At 43.0% G+C, this 18,185-nt stretch carries 16 protein-coding genes; 4 read left to right on the top strand and 12 right to left on the bottom strand.

Annotated elements, in window-relative coordinates:
- The first annotated feature begins 67 nt into the window (after nucleotides 1-67).
- The 4 genes from HCJ66_RS08660 (at nucleotide 68) to HCJ66_RS08645 (ending at nucleotide 3,368) form a co-directional block, all read left to right on the top strand.
- Nucleotides 68-679, top strand: coding sequence for a TVP38/TMEM64 family protein (locus HCJ66_RS08660; protein WP_187132784.1), 612 nt, complete (start codon nucleotides 68-70; stop codon nucleotides 677-679).
- 9 nt (nucleotides 680-688) lie between these two features.
- Nucleotides 689-1,513 (top strand): helix-turn-helix transcriptional regulator, encoded by an 825-nt coding sequence (locus tag HCJ66_RS08655; RefSeq protein ID WP_187132765.1) that lies wholly within the window; start codon nucleotides 689-691, stop codon nucleotides 1,511-1,513.
- Nucleotides 1,514-1,593: 80 nt separating this feature from the next.
- Complete coding sequence (locus tag HCJ66_RS08650; protein ID WP_187132764.1) at nucleotides 1,594-2,811, top strand: multidrug efflux MFS transporter; 1,218 nt, start codon at nucleotides 1,594-1,596, stop codon at nucleotides 2,809-2,811.
- Nucleotides 2,808-3,368, top strand: a complete 561-nt coding sequence (locus tag HCJ66_RS08645; protein ID WP_187132763.1) for an isochorismatase family protein — start codon at nucleotides 2,808-2,810, stop codon at nucleotides 3,366-3,368. Before HCJ66_RS08650 ends, HCJ66_RS08645 begins: the two co-directional genes overlap by 4 nt.
- Before the next feature lie 53 nt (nucleotides 3,369-3,421).
- On the opposite strand, the gene HCJ66_RS08640 is transcribed toward HCJ66_RS08645, so the two are convergent.
- From HCJ66_RS08640 to HCJ66_RS08585, 12 genes are all read right to left on the bottom strand, one after another.
- Complete coding sequence (locus HCJ66_RS08640) at nucleotides 3,422-5,230, bottom strand: alpha-amylase family glycosyl hydrolase (protein ID WP_187132762.1); 1,809 nt, start codon at nucleotides 5,228-5,230, stop codon at nucleotides 3,422-3,424.
- 18 nt (nucleotides 5,231-5,248) lie between these two features.
- On the bottom strand, nucleotides 5,249-7,654 hold the full coding sequence (locus HCJ66_RS08635; protein ID WP_187132761.1) for a glycogen/starch/alpha-glucan phosphorylase: 2,406 nt from the start codon (nucleotides 7,652-7,654) through the stop codon (nucleotides 5,249-5,251).
- Nucleotides 7,655-7,845: 191 nt separating this feature from the next.
- The gene (gene glgA, locus HCJ66_RS08630) at nucleotides 7,846-9,273 is read right to left on the bottom strand and encodes a glycogen synthase GlgA (RefSeq protein ID WP_187132760.1); all 1,428 of its coding nucleotides are present in this window, start codon (nucleotides 9,271-9,273) and stop codon (nucleotides 7,846-7,848) included.
- On the bottom strand, nucleotides 9,270-10,418 hold the full coding sequence (glgD, locus tag HCJ66_RS08625; RefSeq protein WP_187132759.1) for a glucose-1-phosphate adenylyltransferase subunit GlgD: 1,149 nt from the start codon (nucleotides 10,416-10,418) through the stop codon (nucleotides 9,270-9,272). Before glgD ends, glgA begins: the two co-directional genes overlap by 4 nt.
- Nucleotides 10,408-11,550: a glucose-1-phosphate adenylyltransferase gene (locus HCJ66_RS08620; RefSeq protein WP_187132758.1), complete on the bottom strand. Its 1,143-nt coding sequence runs from the start codon at nucleotides 11,548-11,550 to the stop codon at nucleotides 10,408-10,410. Before HCJ66_RS08620 ends, glgD begins: the two co-directional genes overlap by 11 nt.
- Nucleotides 11,551-11,585: 35 nt before the next feature.
- Nucleotides 11,586-13,571: a 1,4-alpha-glucan branching protein GlgB gene (gene glgB / locus HCJ66_RS08615; protein WP_246438617.1), complete on the bottom strand. Its 1,986-nt coding sequence runs from the start codon at nucleotides 13,569-13,571 to the stop codon at nucleotides 11,586-11,588.
- A 197-nt stretch (nucleotides 13,572-13,768) separates the two neighbouring features.
- Nucleotides 13,769-14,764 carry a lipoate--protein ligase gene (lplA, locus tag HCJ66_RS08610; RefSeq protein WP_187132757.1) on the bottom strand — a complete coding sequence of 332 codons (996 nt, stop codon included), beginning with the start codon at nucleotides 14,762-14,764 and terminating at the stop codon, nucleotides 13,769-13,771.
- A gap of 14 nt (nucleotides 14,765-14,778) precedes the next feature.
- A complete protein-coding gene (locus tag HCJ66_RS08605) occupies nucleotides 14,779-15,510 on the bottom strand; it encodes an MBL fold metallo-hydrolase (protein WP_187132756.1) in 732 nt (243 codons plus the stop codon).
- Between the two features lie 204 nt (nucleotides 15,511-15,714).
- Nucleotides 15,715-16,287 (bottom strand): VanZ family protein, encoded by a 573-nt coding sequence (locus HCJ66_RS08600; RefSeq protein WP_187132755.1) that lies wholly within the window; start codon nucleotides 16,285-16,287, stop codon nucleotides 15,715-15,717.
- Between the two features lie 14 nt (nucleotides 16,288-16,301).
- Nucleotides 16,302-16,724 carry a hypothetical protein gene (locus HCJ66_RS08595; protein ID WP_187132754.1) on the bottom strand — a complete coding sequence of 141 codons (423 nt, stop codon included), beginning with the start codon at nucleotides 16,722-16,724 and terminating at the stop codon, nucleotides 16,302-16,304.
- Nucleotides 16,721-16,888, bottom strand: coding sequence for a hypothetical protein (locus HCJ66_RS08590; protein WP_187132753.1), 168 nt, complete (start codon nucleotides 16,886-16,888; stop codon nucleotides 16,721-16,723). Before HCJ66_RS08590 ends, HCJ66_RS08595 begins: the two co-directional genes overlap by 4 nt.
- Before the next feature lie 260 nt (nucleotides 16,889-17,148).
- Nucleotides 17,149-17,811, bottom strand: coding sequence for a sortase (locus HCJ66_RS08585; RefSeq protein WP_187132782.1), 663 nt, complete (start codon nucleotides 17,809-17,811; stop codon nucleotides 17,149-17,151).
- Nucleotides 17,812-18,185: the final 374 nt, after the last annotated feature.

Raw genomic sequence — 18,185 nt, 5'->3', positions numbered from 1 at the left:
AAATGCAATTTTACGGGTATTATGAGAAAATAATAGAAACTGTTAGGAATTGGGTGGGATAGCCATGATGGATTGGTATAATTCGATGAAAGAGTTTTTCTCGTATGATAATGTGATGCAGTGGATGCAGTCGTATCGCGCATTTGGACCTTTATTGGCTTTTTTCTTGCCGTTTCTGGAAGCGTTTCTGCCATTTTTGCCGTTCTCTTTGTTTGTTATCGTTAACGTGAGCGCGTACGGTTTATTTTGGGGATTTGTGATTTCGTGTAGTGCCGCGATTCTTGGGAGTCTGTGCGTATTCTGGATTGTCCGACGATTTGGGCAAACTCGATTTTTGCGATTTGTGACAAACCATAAACACGTTCGCAAAGTGATGGACTGGATTGATGAGCACGGATTTGGTCCGATTTTTATTTTACTAGTGATGCCATTTACGCCTTCTTCTGCGGTCAATGTGGTCGCTGCATTATCAGAAATTCGATTTTTCCAATTCTTAATGGCGCTCATCGGCGGGAAAGTGATTAAAGTTTTTGCGATTAGTTATATTGGCTATGATTTGCGAGACATCTTGCAACACCCTGTGAAATTGCTTATTTTGATCGTGATTGTCGTTGTTTTATGGTTCGTTGGCAAGCGGTTGGAGCGTTGGATGGGGACGAAAAAGAAGGATACCGTTTAGGAGGTTAGGATGAACATACATGAGCTATTTTTTCATATTCATTATTGCAATGGCGGTGGTTCGAGGTTGATTTTAGCGAAAAAGCTGACCCGGACGTTGCAACACCACGCGCTGATTCTAGTGACTAGCGGTACTGGTACGTACAGCATTGCGGATAAAGTCGGGACCTTTCATGAAGGGATGCTTTTCTATCTGCCCGCAAATGTGCAGCATTCGATTGAAACGAGCGCCACGCAACCAGCTTCCCTGTTCACCGTTCATTTTAGTTATGCGCGGGTTGTGTTTAGCGATGCGGCTTGGGCGATTCAGCCAGAACACGATTGGCTTGCGCTTCCTCCTACAACCGCGCTTCAAGATTATTACGCCGTTAGTGAAGTCTTCGAAAAATTAGTTACCAGCTGGCATGCCAAATTTCCTGGCTATGAATTCACGGCTAAAACGTTGTTGCACCAACTGCTCCTCGCGATTGATCAGAATCTTCGGACACAGCATAAAAATGATGCTACGCGTTTGAAGGTGGAAAAAGTGATTGCCTATATGCGACTTCATATCCAACAAAATGTCACACTCACGGAATTGGCGGATCTTGTGCAGCTCTCCCCTACTTATTTATCCCGAATTTTCAAGGAAACGACGGGCTATTCTGTGATTGCTTTTTTCAATAAAATGAAGGTGGATTCTGCGAAAGAGTTGATGATGGATGGCGTGAAAAAAGTGAAGGATATCGCGAGACAGCTCGGTTTTAGCGATGAATTTTATTTTAGCCGACTTTTTAAGCAGCTAGAAGGAGTTAGCCCGACGGAATATTATCATAAGAATATCCATGGTTTTTAAAATCGTGCATGGATTACCAACATTTTCTCATCTATAATAAAGTTGTTATTGTCTAAGATAACAAGAGGAGATGAGGGCACATGCCGATTTGGAAGCGAAATTTAATTGTTTGTTGGTTTGGAACGTTTGTTACCAGCATCGGGATGAGTCAAATTGCTCCTGTTTTACCGCTTTACATAAAGCACCTCGGCGTTGATAACTCCGCACTCGTCGCTCAACTGGCTGGCGTGACATTTGGTATTACTTTTATTATGTCCGCTATTTTTTCACCAATTTGGGGGCAGGCGGCAGATCGATTTGGACGTAAACCAATGTTGCTACGCGCGAGTCTTGGCATGGCGATTATCATTGGCTGCATGGGATTTACGCATAATGTCTATGAACTGATTGCTCTACGTACCTTGCAGGGTGTCGTGACTGGATTTGCAACAGCTTGTACAGCGCTCGTCGCAACGCAAACCGATGAGGCACACGCTGGCTGGGCGCTTGGAACACTTTCCACTGGCGCCATCACAGGTTCGCTACTCGGTCCACTTGTTGGCGGTATCATCGCGGAACATTTCGGACTGCAAAACGTTTTTTTCATGACTGGCGGACTCCTTTTCATCGCTTTTATTTTAACAGCGCTGTTTGTGAAAGAGAATTTTGTGCGGTCGGAGAAAAAAGTGATGAATACGAAAGAAGTATGGCGTGCATTGCCTAACAAAAGCTTTATTTTAACGATGTTCGTGACATTTTTTACGTTGACATTAGCGCTTTATTCGGTGGAACCAATCATCACGGTTTACATGCAGCAATTATCAATGGGAGCATCGCATATCGCGTTACTTTCGGGGCTCGCATTCTCTGCATCTGGCCTTGCGAGTATCATTGCAGCACCACGGCTCGGAAAATTATCTGATAAAATTGGCGCACAACGCGTTATTTTTGTCGCTTTGCTCGTGGCTGGCGTTGTTTTTATACCTCAGGCCTTTGTGAGCCATCCCTGGGAGCTGATTGCGTTGCGGTTTATACTCGGTCTCGCGGTCGCTGGGCTCAATCCTTCCGTCAATATTTTGATCAAAAAAATGACGCCACCGGATTTTACTGGTCGCGTTTTTGGAATCACAAATTCTGCTGGTTATCTAGGGATTTTTACCGGGGCGGTTTTTGGTGGTCAAATTGCAGCATGGCTCGGCATCCAGTATGTTTTTTTCATCACCAGCGCCCTCCTTTTTGTCAACGCTGTATGGGTTTATTTTAAAGTGTATAAAAAGCTAAATATACAACATCAACTAGTAAAGGAGCAAACAAAATGAAACTAGAAATGGAGAAAACAGCACTTGTCTTGATTGACTTACAAAACGGAATTATTGGGCATCATAGCGCACCTTACACACCAGAAGCTATTATTAAACGGGCAGGAGAGCTAGCCAAAGCCTTTGTGGCAAAAGGCGGATTCGTGGTATTAGTTCGGGTTTCGACGCTCGACGGGAAGGATATGCTACATCCCGCAACAGATCAGGAGCAAAGTGCAGCCGCATACCCAGATGGTTGGGATGTCATTGTTCCTGAACTCGCAACAATCGACGGCACGTATACGATGACAAAACGCCAATGGGGCGCGTTTCACGGTACAGACCTTGATTCGCAATTGCGTCGCCGTGGCGTGGATACGATTGTGCTTGGTGGTGTGTCTACCGGAATTGGCGTGGATACAACCGCGCGTGAAGCCTTTCAACTAGGTTACAATCAAATTTTTGTGGAGGATGTTATGGGCGCGGCGAACAAAGAAATGCATGATTATGTATGCCAAACTATTTTCCCGAGAATTGGGAAATTGAGATCGAGCGCGGAAGTTATTTCATGCCTATAAGAAAAGAGAAGTTGCAGCATTTTTCTACAATGCCGTAACTTCTCTTTTTCATTTTAAACGAAGAAAAATCCATATGGTTCGATGGTTTTCCCATGAATATTCGCAGCTTCCAAAACAGGTAGCCAGTCGTCGCGATCTGGATAAATCGTTTCTGCACTGATTTTCTGCTCCTGTCCAGTTGGATTCATTACAAAAATGTGCCAGTTGTCCTCATCAATATAACGAATCACGCCGAATACTTGACCTAGAGAAAACGGATGATATCTCCCTTTTCGTAGCGCCTCGTTCTGATTTCGCAGTTTGATAGCTTCGCGGAAAAAGTCGCTAATCTCCGCGTCCTCACGTCCCCACGGATAAAATTTACGATTATCAGGATCAGCTCCGCCCGTAAGTCCCGCCTCATCGCCGTAATAGATACACGGTACACCTGGCAACACAATCAACATGTAAATCGCCAAGCGCAATTTCGCTTTATCCTCCGATAGCATCGTAAAAATTCGTGCTGTATCATGCGTCCCAATATTATTCAAGTTCGCCTGAAGCGCCTCAATCGGATAATTCTCTTTGATCGCCATCATTTTTTGAGCCGCTTGCTGGGCCGACAAATTACCATTTATGAGATCGATAATAATTTGGCGGAACGGGTAATTCATCACGCCCTGCAACATACCACCCTCTAAATAATGTCGCCGCTTATCGTAGGCAATTTTGTTCGTGGCATCTTCCCACACTTCCCCAATCAATACGCGATCTGGATATTTCATCAACGTCTGGCGAATCCCACCGATAAAAGCGTCTGGCAATTCATCTGCGACATCCAAGCGCCAACCAGCGATCCCACGCGATGTCCAATAATCAATGACGCTATCCTCAGCCCCGTAAATCAACCGTTGAAAATCGGCATCCTGCTTGTTCACGACAGGCAAATTACTGACTCCCCACCAAGCATCATATTGATCCGGAAAATGATGAAACGTAAACCAAGAATGATATGGCGAATCCACATTTTGATACGCACCAACCGAGTCAAAATTCCCGTACCGATTAAAATACACACTATCCTCACCAACATGGTTGAAAACGCCGTCCAAGATGACCCGCATCCCCATCTCACCAGCTTTTTGAATCAACTCCGCTAAAATCGATTCATCGCCAAACATTGGATCAATTTTTTTATAATCGGACGTGTCATATTTATGATTACTCTTCGCCTCAAAAATCGGACTCAAATAAAGCCCGGAAATCCCTAGCTCCTTCAAATAGGACAATTTCTGTGTAATCCCGTCCAAATTCCCGCCGAAGAATTCCCAGCGCACAATCTCGCCTTGCGCATTTTTAATATAGTAAGGGGTGTCCTCCGACCTCGCATAAATAAACGAATCTGGCTTCGGCGAACGCACATGATCGTCTGCATTGAAAAATCGATCTACAAAAATGTGATAGAAAACCGCGTCCTGATACCATTCTGGTGCCTTGTCCGCGTACTCGAAACACGTCAATTGATACGTACGAAGATCCTGATAATTTTCCGTGAAAAAGCCTTCCCCACCGTGCAGACCATTATTATTAAAATAGTACGTCGTTCGCGACTGCGTGTCAAAGTTCTGTTGAATTTTGAAATAATAAAAATAAAGCCCAGTTGTTGCATACGGCTTGAAAGAAACTTCATAAGCATTTCCATCTGTGTGTTTCATCTCAAAACTCTGCTCTTCCATACCATCTTTATGAATTTTAAGTTCCACTGTGCACACATAAGGAAGCGCGACGTCAATCTGAAAATCAATTGTCGCGCTCGCGTTCACTGCGCCAAAAGGTCGTTTATAAAGCTCATTCCATGAATCAAAAAAAACTACTTTTGCCACTGTCTAAACTCCCTCTCATTACAGATTTTTATTGTGATTCACATTCCAAATTTCATCGGCATAATGCATAATCGTATAATCAGACGAAAACTCACCAGCATTCGCAATATTCATAAGCGACATTTGATTCCATTTCTTACGATCACGATACAAGCCATCGATCCGTGACTGTGCCTGCACATACGAATCATAATCCTTCAACACGAAATATTCATCATTATACTTCAAAAGCGAATCAAAAATCTCGCGTCCCTCTGCCTCAATATTTGGAATTGTTCCATCCACAAGTGCATCCAGACAACGTTTCAATCGTGGATTATGATCATAAATTTCCTGCGAATGATATGAATTAGAGTCATAAAAATGATACAATTCCTTATCCTGCATTCCAAATAGCAACATGTTCTCATCGCCAACTTTATCGTGAATTTCCACGTTTGCGCCGTCCAATGTCGCAAGCGTAACCGCCCCATTTAGCATCAATTTCATATTACTCGTTCCTGAAGCTTCTTTCGTCACGAGCGAAATCTGCTCACTAATGTCCGCTGCCGGAATAATTTTTTCAGCTAATGTCACGCCATAGTTTTCCACGAATACCACTTTGATTTTATTATCAATCGTCGTATCGTTATTAATCAAGTCTGCCACCGCGTTAATCAACTTAATAATTTCCTTCGCGTAAGAGTAACTCGGTGCTGCCTTCGCCCCAAAAATAAAGACACGCGGAACCATCTCTTCCTGGGCATTCGTTTCCTTCAACTTCAAGTACAATGATATGATATGAAGAACATTTAGGAGTTGGCGTTTATACGCATGCAGACGCTTGATTTGAACATCAAAAACCGCATTTGGATCAATCTCAATACCCATTTCTTCCTTCACATACGCCGCAAAACGCTCCTTATTCGCCAATTTGACCTGTTCTAATTTTTCCAGTAAAACGGTGTCCTCTTTGAACGCCTTCAGTAAGTAAAGTTCATTCGGCTTTTTCTTCCATTCCGTGCCGATGTAGTCACTGATTAAATCACTCAGCCCTTCGTTACTCAGAAGCAACCAACGACGATGCGTGATGCCATTTGTCTTATTATTAAAACGAGCAGGATAGGCTAAATAAAAATCATGCAGCGCCTTCTCTTTCAAAATATCCGTGTGCAATTTAGCTACCCCGTTAACGCTATGACTACCAATAATCGCCAAATTCGCCATATGAATAACACCATCTTGAATAATCGCCGTTCGTTGCGTAAACTCTGCTCCGTAAAGCACCGTCATACTCTCCAAATGCCTACGATTAATCTCACAAATAATCTGATAGATCCGCGGTACTAAATTAGACAGCATTCGTTCCGGCCACTTCTCTAGTGCTTCCGCCAAAATGGTATGGTTCGTATAGGAGCAAGTTTTCATCGTAATCGTCCATGCTGCATCCCAACTTAAGCCTTCTTCATCAAGCAAAATCCGCATTAACTCAGGGATACACATCGTTGGGTGGGTATCGTTAATATGAATCGAGACCTTCTCCGCCAAATGTTCGATAGGGACGTCTAATCTCCTATAAAATCTAATAATACTCTGTACACCCGCCGACACAAAAAAGTATTCCTGCTTCAAGCGCAACAATCTGCCGTCATAACTTGAATCATCGGGATAAAGCATCTCGGAAATACTATGAATAGACTTCCTGCGTTCCTCTGGATAATACTCTAACTCTGCGTTCGTTGGGATCTCAGCCGACCACAGCCGTAAATTATTCACCGTGTCATTTTCATATCCAAGTATCCCCGTATCATACGGCACAGCTAGAATATCCTCTGTATTCGAATAAGAAACTTTAATAACACCTTCCTCATCCTCTTCCAAATGGACATTACCGAAAAAGCGTACAAGTTCTGCCTTATTTTCACGTCGCGTTTCCCACACATCCGCGTGTCTCAACCAATCATCCGGTAGCTCTACTTGAAATCCATTGACAAATTTCTGCTTAAATAAACCGTAACGGTAGCGAATACCATTTCCGTTTCCTGGTATATCACACGTCGCCATAGAATCTAGGAAACAAGAAGCCAATCTTCCAAGCCCGCCATTTCCAAGTCCCGGATCAGCCGCAGCTGCCTCTAAACTAGCAAAATCAACGCCTAGCTCAGCAAGTCCTTCTCGAACCGTATCCAATATTCCTAAATTCAATAAATTACTTTTTAATAGCTTACCAGGTAGAAACTCAATCGAAAAATAGTAAACTTGTTTTGCTTGACTCTGCTGATTTCTCTTTTTCGTCTGCATCCAATTTTGAGAAGTATACTCCTTGACTACACTTCCCAATGTGATGTATTGTTCTAGCGGCGTTAAATCCTGAATTTCAGAGGCGTAAAGACTCGTCAATGCACGACTATATTCTTTTTTAAAATGCTCCTTACTAATTTCCAATATAATTCCTCCTTATCGGGCTTAACCGGTTTCTGACTTAAAAAAACTATGCGTTTCCGCCAAACTACAAGCGCGGCGACAAATGATTAGATCCTAGGCAAAAGCGAGTACCAGCGCGGAGCATACTAAGGTATGTGAGCACTGGAACGGAGCTTTTAACGACGGAGATGATCGTTTGTCGCCGCGCTTGATCAGTGTTCCTCGTAAATACCCTTATACTTTTCTGCTGAAACTTTCCAACTGAAATCCTTGTCCATCGCTTGCGTCACAAGTTCTTGCCAGACAGGAGGTTGCGTCTCATATAGCGTGATTGCCGACTCCAAAATGGATTGGAAAACACAAGCCTCATAATTGTGAAAACTAAAACCAGTTCCTTCTTGCGTATACTGATTAAAAGGTTGTACCGTATCTTTCAAACCACCCGTTTCATGAACAACAGGAAGCGTCCCGTACCGCATCGCAATTAACTGCGCAATCCCGCAAGGCTCAAACCAAGACGGCATCAACAACATGTCTCCCGCCGCATAAAGCTCTTGCGCAAAACCGATATCAAAATCAATATTCGCCGACATTTTTTCAGGATATACATGCTCGAAAAAGCGATATGAATCCTCAAAACCAGCTTCACCTTTGCCAAGAATTGCGATTTGAATATCCATTTGCAGTAACGCATCCAGACTTTCCTCAACTAAGTGACATCCTTTTTGATGCGTCAATCGCGATACCATAATGATGAGTGGCACATCCGCGCGAACCGGCAGCCCCAGTCGTTTCTGCATAGCCGCCTTATTCGCCGCCTTACCAGACATATCCGCCTGACTAAAGTGATTTGGAATCAGCGGGTCACTCGCAGGATCATTCAACTCCTGATCAATCCCATTCAGAATCCCCGTCAATTTCCAAGCATTCGCACGAAGCAAGCCGTCCAAGCGCTCCCCATAAAGCGGCGTTTGAATTTCCTCGGCATAACTCGGGCTCACCGTCGTAATCCGGTCCGCAAACTGAATCGCGCCCTTCATAAAGTTCACATCATCATAGTACTTAATCCCGTCCTCATGCCACGTCTGCATCCCAATCCCAAGCAATTCCTCCAACACACGCGGCGAATAAATACCCTGGAACTGCAAATTATGAATCGTAAATACCGTCCGAATCCTTTGATACGACTCAATCCAGTGATATTTATCTCGAAGGAGCAACGGAACAATCCCTGTATGCCAATCATTCACATGCAACCAATCCGGAATAAAATCAATTTTCTCCATCATCTCGCATACCGCCATCGAGAAAAACGCATATCGCTCCGCATCATCATAATCCCCATACACATTCGGCCGATCAAAATAATACAAGTTATCAATAAAATAAAACGTCACACCGTCACGCACTAGCGTCTTCACACCACAAAACTGCTTGCGCCAACCAACGTCCACCGTAAACTGCGTCACGTCGACCATCTCATCCTTAAATTCCTGTGCCATCTTGGTGTGAAATGGTAATACTACGCGAATATCCACGCCCTGCTTCACCAACTCTTTCGGCAACGCATACGCCACATCCGCCAAGCCACCCACTTTCACAAACGGAAAGACCTCCGCTGCTGCAAATAAGACTTTCATCCGACTTCCGCCCCTCTGCTCGTCTCAATCTGTTCATCCTTTTTCACGACAATCGGGTTATCCCGCGTACCAATCAACTCGACACCTGGCGCAATCACGCTCTTCTTATCCGCAATCACGTACTCCAATCGTGCACCAGCGCCAACTTTCGCACCTTGCATGATCATCGAGTTTTTCACGATTGCGTCCTCTTCTAACACCACGTTCCGGAATATCAGCGAATGCTCCGCCGCCCCGCGTAACAAGCAACCATTTGCAACTAAGCAATCCTTAATATCCGAATTCTCCGCGTAAAAAGTCGGCACCTCATTCTTCGCCTTCGTATGGATTTTCTGATTTTCCTGGAACAACGCCGACAAATTCTGATCTTCCAACATATCAAAATTCCCTTCAAAATACGAGTTCACCGAATAAATTTGGCGCAAATACCCAGTATGCTCAAAACCACTCGCATTCGTATGTTCCACCGCCAGTTTCATTACCGCATCGAGCGAAAAATCACGCCCTGTTTCGCGATAATTAGCCAATAATTTCAGCAATAATTCTTGCTTCAACAAGTAAATTTCCAAATTAAGCGCACTACCCTTTGGTACCTGCTCCGATTTCTCCACCATCGTATTCTCCAAAATTTTGCCTTCTGGAGTAAGATCAAGCGTCATCAAGTTCTCATGATCCCCCGCCTCGATTGGCGCCGTTATTTTCTTATAAACGACCGTTACATCCGCATCCTGTTGCTTATGATGTTGTAAAACGCTTTTCAAATCGATATTACAAATCATCTTACTTCCCATAATAACCACATACTCCGTCGCCGATTTCGTCAAGAAGTTCAAGCTATTATCATAATTCTCCTGTGAAAAATCGTCCGCATTGCGCTCATCAAACACGAACAATCCGCCGTACATCGTGTTCAAATCCCATTCCTTACCACTCCGAATATGGTCAAATAACGAGCGATTATTCTCATTCAAAAACATTGCAATCGTATTAATACCAGCATTCGTCATGTTCGACAACGGAAAATCAATCAAGCGATAACGACACGCGAATGGCATCGCCGCAAGAGGTCGGTTTTGCGTCAAAGGCTGCAATCCCGCTTTACATTCCGATAAATTTAAAATCCCACAAATTTTATTAGCCTTCATCTTCCGACACTCCTATCATTTCATGGTGACCAACGACTTCAATCTCGTCCTCACCTATAATTTCCACATTATCCGCAATAACCGCATTTTCGCCAACAATCGCGCGTTTTAGCACAACATTATTTCCGATAACCGAGTTCGGCATGATAACACTATCCTCAATCACGCTATTTTCGCCAACCTTCACGTTCTGAGATAGAATCGAATGCTTCACCCGGCCATTAATAAAACAGCCATCCACAATCAGCGCATTTTTCACATCCGCCTGCTTCGTAATATGCTGCGGCGGCGCAATTGGGTTTTTCGAATAAATTCGCCATTCCCGATCCCGAATATTCAACTCATGGCAAGGATTAATGAACTCCATGTTCGCCTCCCACAGACTTGAAATTGTCCCAACATCTTTCCAATAGCCCGAAAAACGGTACGCAAAAATATGTTCGCCGTTATTCAAATACGATGGCACGATATTTTTCCCGAAGTCACTCATATCAATATTTCTAGACTGCGCATCCTTCAAATACTGCTTCAACAGACTCCACTTAAATATATAAATCCCCATCGACGCCAAATTACTCTTCGGCTCAGCGGGTTTCTCGTCAAACTCAATAATCCGCTCGGTGTTATCCACGTTCATAATCCCAAACCGCGACGCCTCTTCCATCGGCACCTCAATAACAGCGACCGTCAACGCCGCATTTTTCGCCTTATGATAATCGAGCATTTTCTCATAATCCATTTTATAAATATGGTCACCTGACAAAATCAACACATATTCTGGATCATGACTATCGATAAAGCCCACATTTTGATGAATCGCGTGCGCCGTTCCTTTAAACCACTTCTCGCCTTCCAAACTAAGATGCGGTTGCAAAATTGTCACGCCACCACTCTTATAATCCAAATCAAAATAAGATCCGTCTCCAATATGATCATTCAACTCGAGTGGCTGGTACTGCGTCACAACACCCACCGTATCAATTCCCGAATTCGAACAATTACTCAGCGAAAAATCAATAATCCGATATTTCCCGCCAAACGAAACGGCCGGTTTTGCCATTGTTTTCGTTAAATCGCCTAGTCTCGAACCTTGTCCACCTGCTAAAATCATTGCAATCATGTCATTTTTCATAATTATCTGGGACCGCTATCCAAAGCGAATCCCTCTCACCGCCCTTTTTTATATCCTTTTATCCGTTTCGGTTTTATAATCAGTACACTCATTGCTGGCATTATAACTTCAATACTATAAGGTTGCCCGTTATATCCTTGATGACTCGTGCGCATTTCGGGCTGAGCCACATTCCACGTCCCACCAAAATCATGCGACTCCGTATTCAGCAACTCCTCGTAAACACCTTCATATGGAACGCCAATCCGCACTCGCTGTCTTTCCACTGGCACAAAATTACACGCCACAACTAGGAAATCGCGCGGCTTCGCACCTTGGCGAATAAACGTTAATAACGATTCATCCCGATTATCCGCATCCAAAATCGCCATTCCAGCAGGATCATGATCCAACTCAAACAACGCCCGATGCTCCACATAAAGCTCATTTAACGTCCGCACAAAAAACTGATACTGGTGATTTAAATCCTGCTCCAAATCCGACCATTCCAATTCTTCCGCAAACTTCCACTCCAAAAATTGACCCGTCTCGTTGCCCATAAAATTCAATTTTTTACCAGGATGCGTCATCAAGAATGCCTCCAACGTTCGGAGCCCCGCAAACTGGTTGTATCGATCGCCCGGCATTTTGTGCATCATTGACTTCTTGCCATGCACCACTTCATCATGCGACAGCGCCAAAATATAATTCTCCTTGTACATATACATAAATGAAAACGTCACGAGGTTAAAATGATCCTTGCGAAACAGCGGGTCCATCTCGAAAAACTTCAAAATATCGTTCATCCAACCCATATTCCACTTATAATTAAAACCAAGTCCATTCGCGTCCACCGGCATCGTCACACCAGGATAAGCCGTACTTTCCTCCGCAATCATCAACATATCCGGATACCGCTTAAAAACCTCCGTGTTTAACTTTTGCACAAAAGCGACGCCAGCCTTATTCACGTTGCCGCCATCCTCATTTGCTTCCCAATACCCATCGTCATAATCCAAATAAATCATGGCAGACACCGCATCGACTCGCAAACCATCCAAATGGCACATCTCAATCCAAAACAGCGCATTCGAAATCAAAAAACTATGCACCTCAGCCTTGGATAAGTCAAAATTAAGCGTTCCCCAGCGTACATTATCCGCCTGAAACGACTTCCAATACTCAAATTGCGGCGTCCCATCAAAATACGACAACGCATTATCATTCCGGCAAAAATGCCCCGGCACCCAGTCCATAATCACGCCAATATTCGCCGCATGACACGCATCCACAAAGCCCATAAAATCTTCCAAGCTCCCGTAACGCGCCGACAACGCATAATATCCCGTAATCTGATATCCCCAAGACGCGTCCAGCGGGTGTTCCATCAGCGGCATAAACTCAATATGCGTAAAACCCATCTCCGCCACATAAGGAATCAACGTCTCCGCAAGTTCCGCAAACGTATAAAATTCCGCGTCACCATCCTTTGGTTTCCGCCAAGAACCAGCATGAACCTCGTAAATATTAAGTGGCGCTTGATACACATTTTTACGTTTTCGCTTCGCCATCCAGCGACCATCCGACCACTTAAAATCCGGTATTTTCGTCACAACCGCTGCATCTTTTGGTCTCGTCTCAAACGCCAATGCATATGGGTCCATCTTTAACTTCTTGTTCCCATTCGCATCCTCCACCAGAACCTTATAATGCTGCCCAGACTTCGCATCTGCCGAAAACCCTTCCCAAATCCCAGTCTCACCAATTTTCCTCAATTTCATCCCAGCACCCCAATCGCAAAAATCACCGACAATGGCAATTTCCCTAGCATTAGGAGCCCAAACACGAAACGAGAACCCTTCCTCACCATTCACATCCACTGCAAATTGACATCCCAGTTGCTGATAACTCTGAAAATGATTCCCCATATTAAATAAATATGTATCCGCTTCTGACATGTTACCGATCTGCAATTTATTGCTCACTTCATCACACCCTTTTTGAATAATCTGTTTTTTCTCTTTCTCAAAACAAAAAATCATTCTGTCGCGTTCACATATGAAGTAATAGGAAAGTATCACACATCATTTCCTTATCTCTAATATACCAGATTTCTCGCCTTTTTGAAAATAATACCACTAGTAAAATATATGACATTCCTCCTAATTTACAGAAGAGAAATAAGTCTCCATCCAAAACAAAGAGCCTAAGCCCCTTGGCCCAGACTCAAAAACAGTCATTAATATAATAGATCTAAGAAATCTTCCATTGTAATATTACCAAAATAATGTTTTATTTTCACGTCTTTCAAAGCATTTTCAATCGCCTGGTGCTCATAATTGACACCACGAAGCTTATCCTCAATCTCCGTCACATCGCCAACCCCGAAGAAATCACCGAAAATTTTCACGTTCGCAATAACGCTTTTCACAACATCCAGACGCACATCAATACCACCGACTGGAAAACGTTTCGTCCGCTCCAAATTAAACTTAGGTGACTTCCCGTAATTCCAATCCCAGTTATTATAGCGCTTCTCGGAAATCGCATGAATCTTCTCCCAGTCTGCCTCCGTGAGCACATATTCCTTCACATCCGCCACACTTTCGACATCAAAAATATCAAGCAACAATAAATCGCGAAACTCCTCCGTCGTCATCTTGTTTTCCATGAACTCCGAAATATTTGCAACCCGGCTTCGCACCGACTTAATGCCCTTCGACTCAATCTTATCCTTGCGCACCTTCAGCGATGCCACGACATGATCCAAATTAAGATCCAGCATCAACGTCCCATGCGAAAACATCTTGCCTTTCGTTGCAAACTGCGCATTCCCAGACACTTTGAAGCCATCAATCAACAAATCATTGCGCCCTTTCAATTCCGCGTTCACACCTTGCTTCTTAAGCGCCGTCACAATCGGTTCCGTGAATTTTGCGAAGTTGTGGAACGAATCCCCATCATCCTTCGTAATAAAGCTGAAATTCAAATTCCCCTCATCATGATAAACCGCTCCACCGCCCGATAAACGACGCACAACTTTGACATTATTTTCGGCCACATATTCCGTATTAATTTCCTCAATCGTATTCTGATTCCGCCCAATAATAATCGACGGCTGGTTAATATAGAAAAGTAATACTGGCTCGTCCAAATTGAGCTCCGTCAAAATAAACTCTTCCACCGCCAAATTTATCGTCGGATCCAACACATTCTTATTATCAATAAAATACACGCCTTACGTCCTCCTTAAAACTCGATAATCAAACCTTTTTCAGCCAACACAATCTGCCCGTCAAATGCCGACGCCGCTTCTGCTTTTAACGTTGCCAACTCACCGAACTGCGGTAAATGCGATAGCAATAATGTCTTCACACCAGCATCCTGCGCCAATTTCCCAACTTCCGTACTTGCCATATGAATCTGACTTTTTCCAGCAAGGTCTTTATAGAAATTCGTATCCGCCATCAACAAATCTGCGCCCTTTGCGAAAGGAACAAACGACTCCTGATACGCCGAATCTGCCGTGAATACAAACACCTTCCCATTCGCCTCCATCCGCATCGCATAACAAACAACCGGATGTACCGTTTTCAAAAACGTGATCGTAAAAGGCCCAACTGTGAGTGGCTTGTTCGGATCATACGCCATACCCTCCGACACATTCGGCATCGAAAGATAAGAAAAACCACGCGCATCCTCATCATGCCCATACATCGGCAACACAGGAACATCCGCGTTCATCCCGCCAATCAAACGATAATGCTGCAAAATTCCAACATCCGCCACATGATCCGGATGATAATGCGAAATAATCGCCGCATCAATCTCGTTCGGGTCCACATAATTTTGCATAATAGAAACGGCACTCGCACCGACATCAATCAATAATTTAAATCCATCCTCTTCCAATAAATAACTCGACGTTCCCTCATCCACTTTCGGAAAGCCACCCCAATGACCAAACACAGTCAACTTCATGCCGCCACGTCCTCTCTCGATTTAGTTTACCTTTTTATCATACACTAAAATGGAGGTAGAGGGTAGATTTTGCGCCCAGAAAAAAACACGCCATTTTTATGACATGTTTTCTTCTTTTATTCGTTTTGCATTGAGGCTGGTGGTGGATATTTCAATCGTTTGGCCCACTTATAATTATCTATCCCGAATACCTCTTCAATTAATTCAAAAATGATAGACATTCAACTTTTGAAAAAGCGGTTTACATATTCGAAATAGCGCGTACCCAATCATTCCACCACTCACATTCCAAATCAAATCATCTATATCTACATATTTGAAAGCAGCTTGATATAGAATATTTTGCAGTAATTGCAATAGTTCTATAGACATTGACAAAGTGAGCGCCAACAAAAACATCCTTTTCCAGCTAACTTTATACATTGAACATAGTGGGTACAAACAGCCTAGTGGTATAAACATAATCATATTGGCGACAACTTGAAAAATAGCCTGACTAACATCCAGATCTCCACTATAAATGTAGATATCCCAAACAGTTGCAAAAGGTATGATGTTAATTCCAGTTGCACCATCTCTTAAAATACGAGTATCTTCAATCAACATGCTATTTGTCATAATTGGAAACATCGTATAGCCTACGACACCTGTTACATACATAAACATACATGATTTAAAAACTATTTTCTCAATTGGCTCTTTCTTCCTAATCCATCGAATCAAAAAGAATACATAGATAATAGGCGCAATGAGAAGTATATCTTTTGCAGTTAACATAACCTAGCGCCACCTTATTTATTTTTAATAGTTCCTACACCTTTAGTCGTATAGTTATTGCTAATTTTCTCCGCTTTAACATAAAAATCAGAAGAAGAGCTTCCAACGTAGTATTGATGCGTGGTTGTAACGCTCGCTCCACCTTTTCCTTGCGTAAATGATCTTACACCATAATAATCATCCGGCCCCCATCTTTCTTTAAATAGACTAACATCAATTTTCTCTGTTGATTTCCCCTGTCCTGCCACGGCTAACTTTAGGTTGACATATCCCTTATTCAATTTATGATACTTGTTATTTTTAGCTCCACTGACTACATTATAACTAAATGTAAAGTTTACATTTTGACTTACAGCGGCCTGTGCCGCAACTAACGGTATTGAAATAATCAAAGCTCCTGCAATTAACGATGTTACAAATCTGCTTATTCTTTTCATAGGTAATTCTCCTTTTCTTTTTTCTCATGAGTCTTCGTTGTTTCTGCCGTAACTGTAGCATGATCTGCCGTGTCTACTGCTTGTGCGTCAAGGATGGGTACACTAGAAAATACCAACATCATCGCCATACTGCTTACAAATACTCTTGATAGCCATTGCTTCATCTTATTTCTCCCTCTTTCACTTTTTTCGCATGCCCGTCTACTTCTATTTCCCAACATGCATGCTAAAAGTATCACAAAATTTCCAATCAAGCAATGACATATGGACCTTCTTTACAAAATATTTAACATTGAAGGCGATTTCTTTAACATTATTTGAGATTTGTAGTTATTTGAACTAGGAATATAGTTATATAACATTAAATGCCAACAAAAAAATACGCCACATAGAATCTAAATCCCATGTGGCGCATTCCGAAATCTTATTCAAAATATTTTTCTTTCTTCTCTTTCGTCAGCTTCTCTGTCGAAACCAATTTCCCTGTTGCAATAAAACGTTGATCCGTCTCCGTCGCAACATCGCACGTGACCAGCGTAATCTGCGGCTCTTGCGTATCATCAATCACGCCAACTTCTGTATCTTTCACGATTTTTGTATTCGTCACTTCATACGTGTACAAATTCGTCAAATCGGTCAAATACACCTTGGCGCCTTCTTTCACGTTCATCACTGGACCAAATAACATCGAGCCGTTGCGCATGTGATGTCCGGCAAGTGGGTAATTTCCTTTCCCCATGACCTGATCCGATCGCATCGTCGTCGCACCAGCAAGTAAATTCGCCGTGTTTGTTCCTTTTAAGACCATCAAACTAAGATCCACACTCGGAATAGCAATCGAGCCTACAACGGCATTTTTGTCATAATCCGCTGCCCCTTTCACAACCGATGTCATCGACGGTAATTCGACGCTCGCGAAATCAAAGTTCGCATCTCTGTCATTATTTTTTTCAATCGTTTCTGCACTGTAATTCGTTACCGAATCCCGTTCACTTAGGTACTTCACAATCCCGCTTTTAATGAACGGCGAAAGCACAAGAAGTAACCCAACTATTAAAATGATAATGGCAATCGTTTTCTTCAATATATATTCCTCCTTGCTGTTCTTTTTATTATATAGTAGATTTAGTGTCTAATGCAACATTGAAAAGCTAAGAAAGCCCGTTAGCCTCGAAATTTTCGAAAGGCTGGCTTTTGAAGCTGGATCCACAGATGCTTAACTTGATACAAAGCCCAGATGGAACTACCAACGCTACGTTCTTTTTTATACACGCCAACTCCTTCCTATATTCCCCAGTCCATTCCTTAATAAACCACCCAACACATCCCATCCAAATAGCGATATTCCGCGCCACGAAGGCATTCTTACATGAACTCGGTCTCTAGACGCATGTTTTTTAGTTTTGTTTTTGTTAAAGTTATGTTACAATTAGATTAACGTGGGTTTGGAATTAGCGTAAC

This window comes from Paenilisteria portnoyi (genome assembly GCF_014322795.1).
Taxonomy (GTDB): domain Bacteria; phylum Bacillota; class Bacilli; order Lactobacillales; family Listeriaceae; genus Listeria_A; species Listeria_A portnoyi.
Note: the sequence above shows the minus strand (reverse complement) of the source record. Positions and strands in the feature narration are given on the sequence as shown.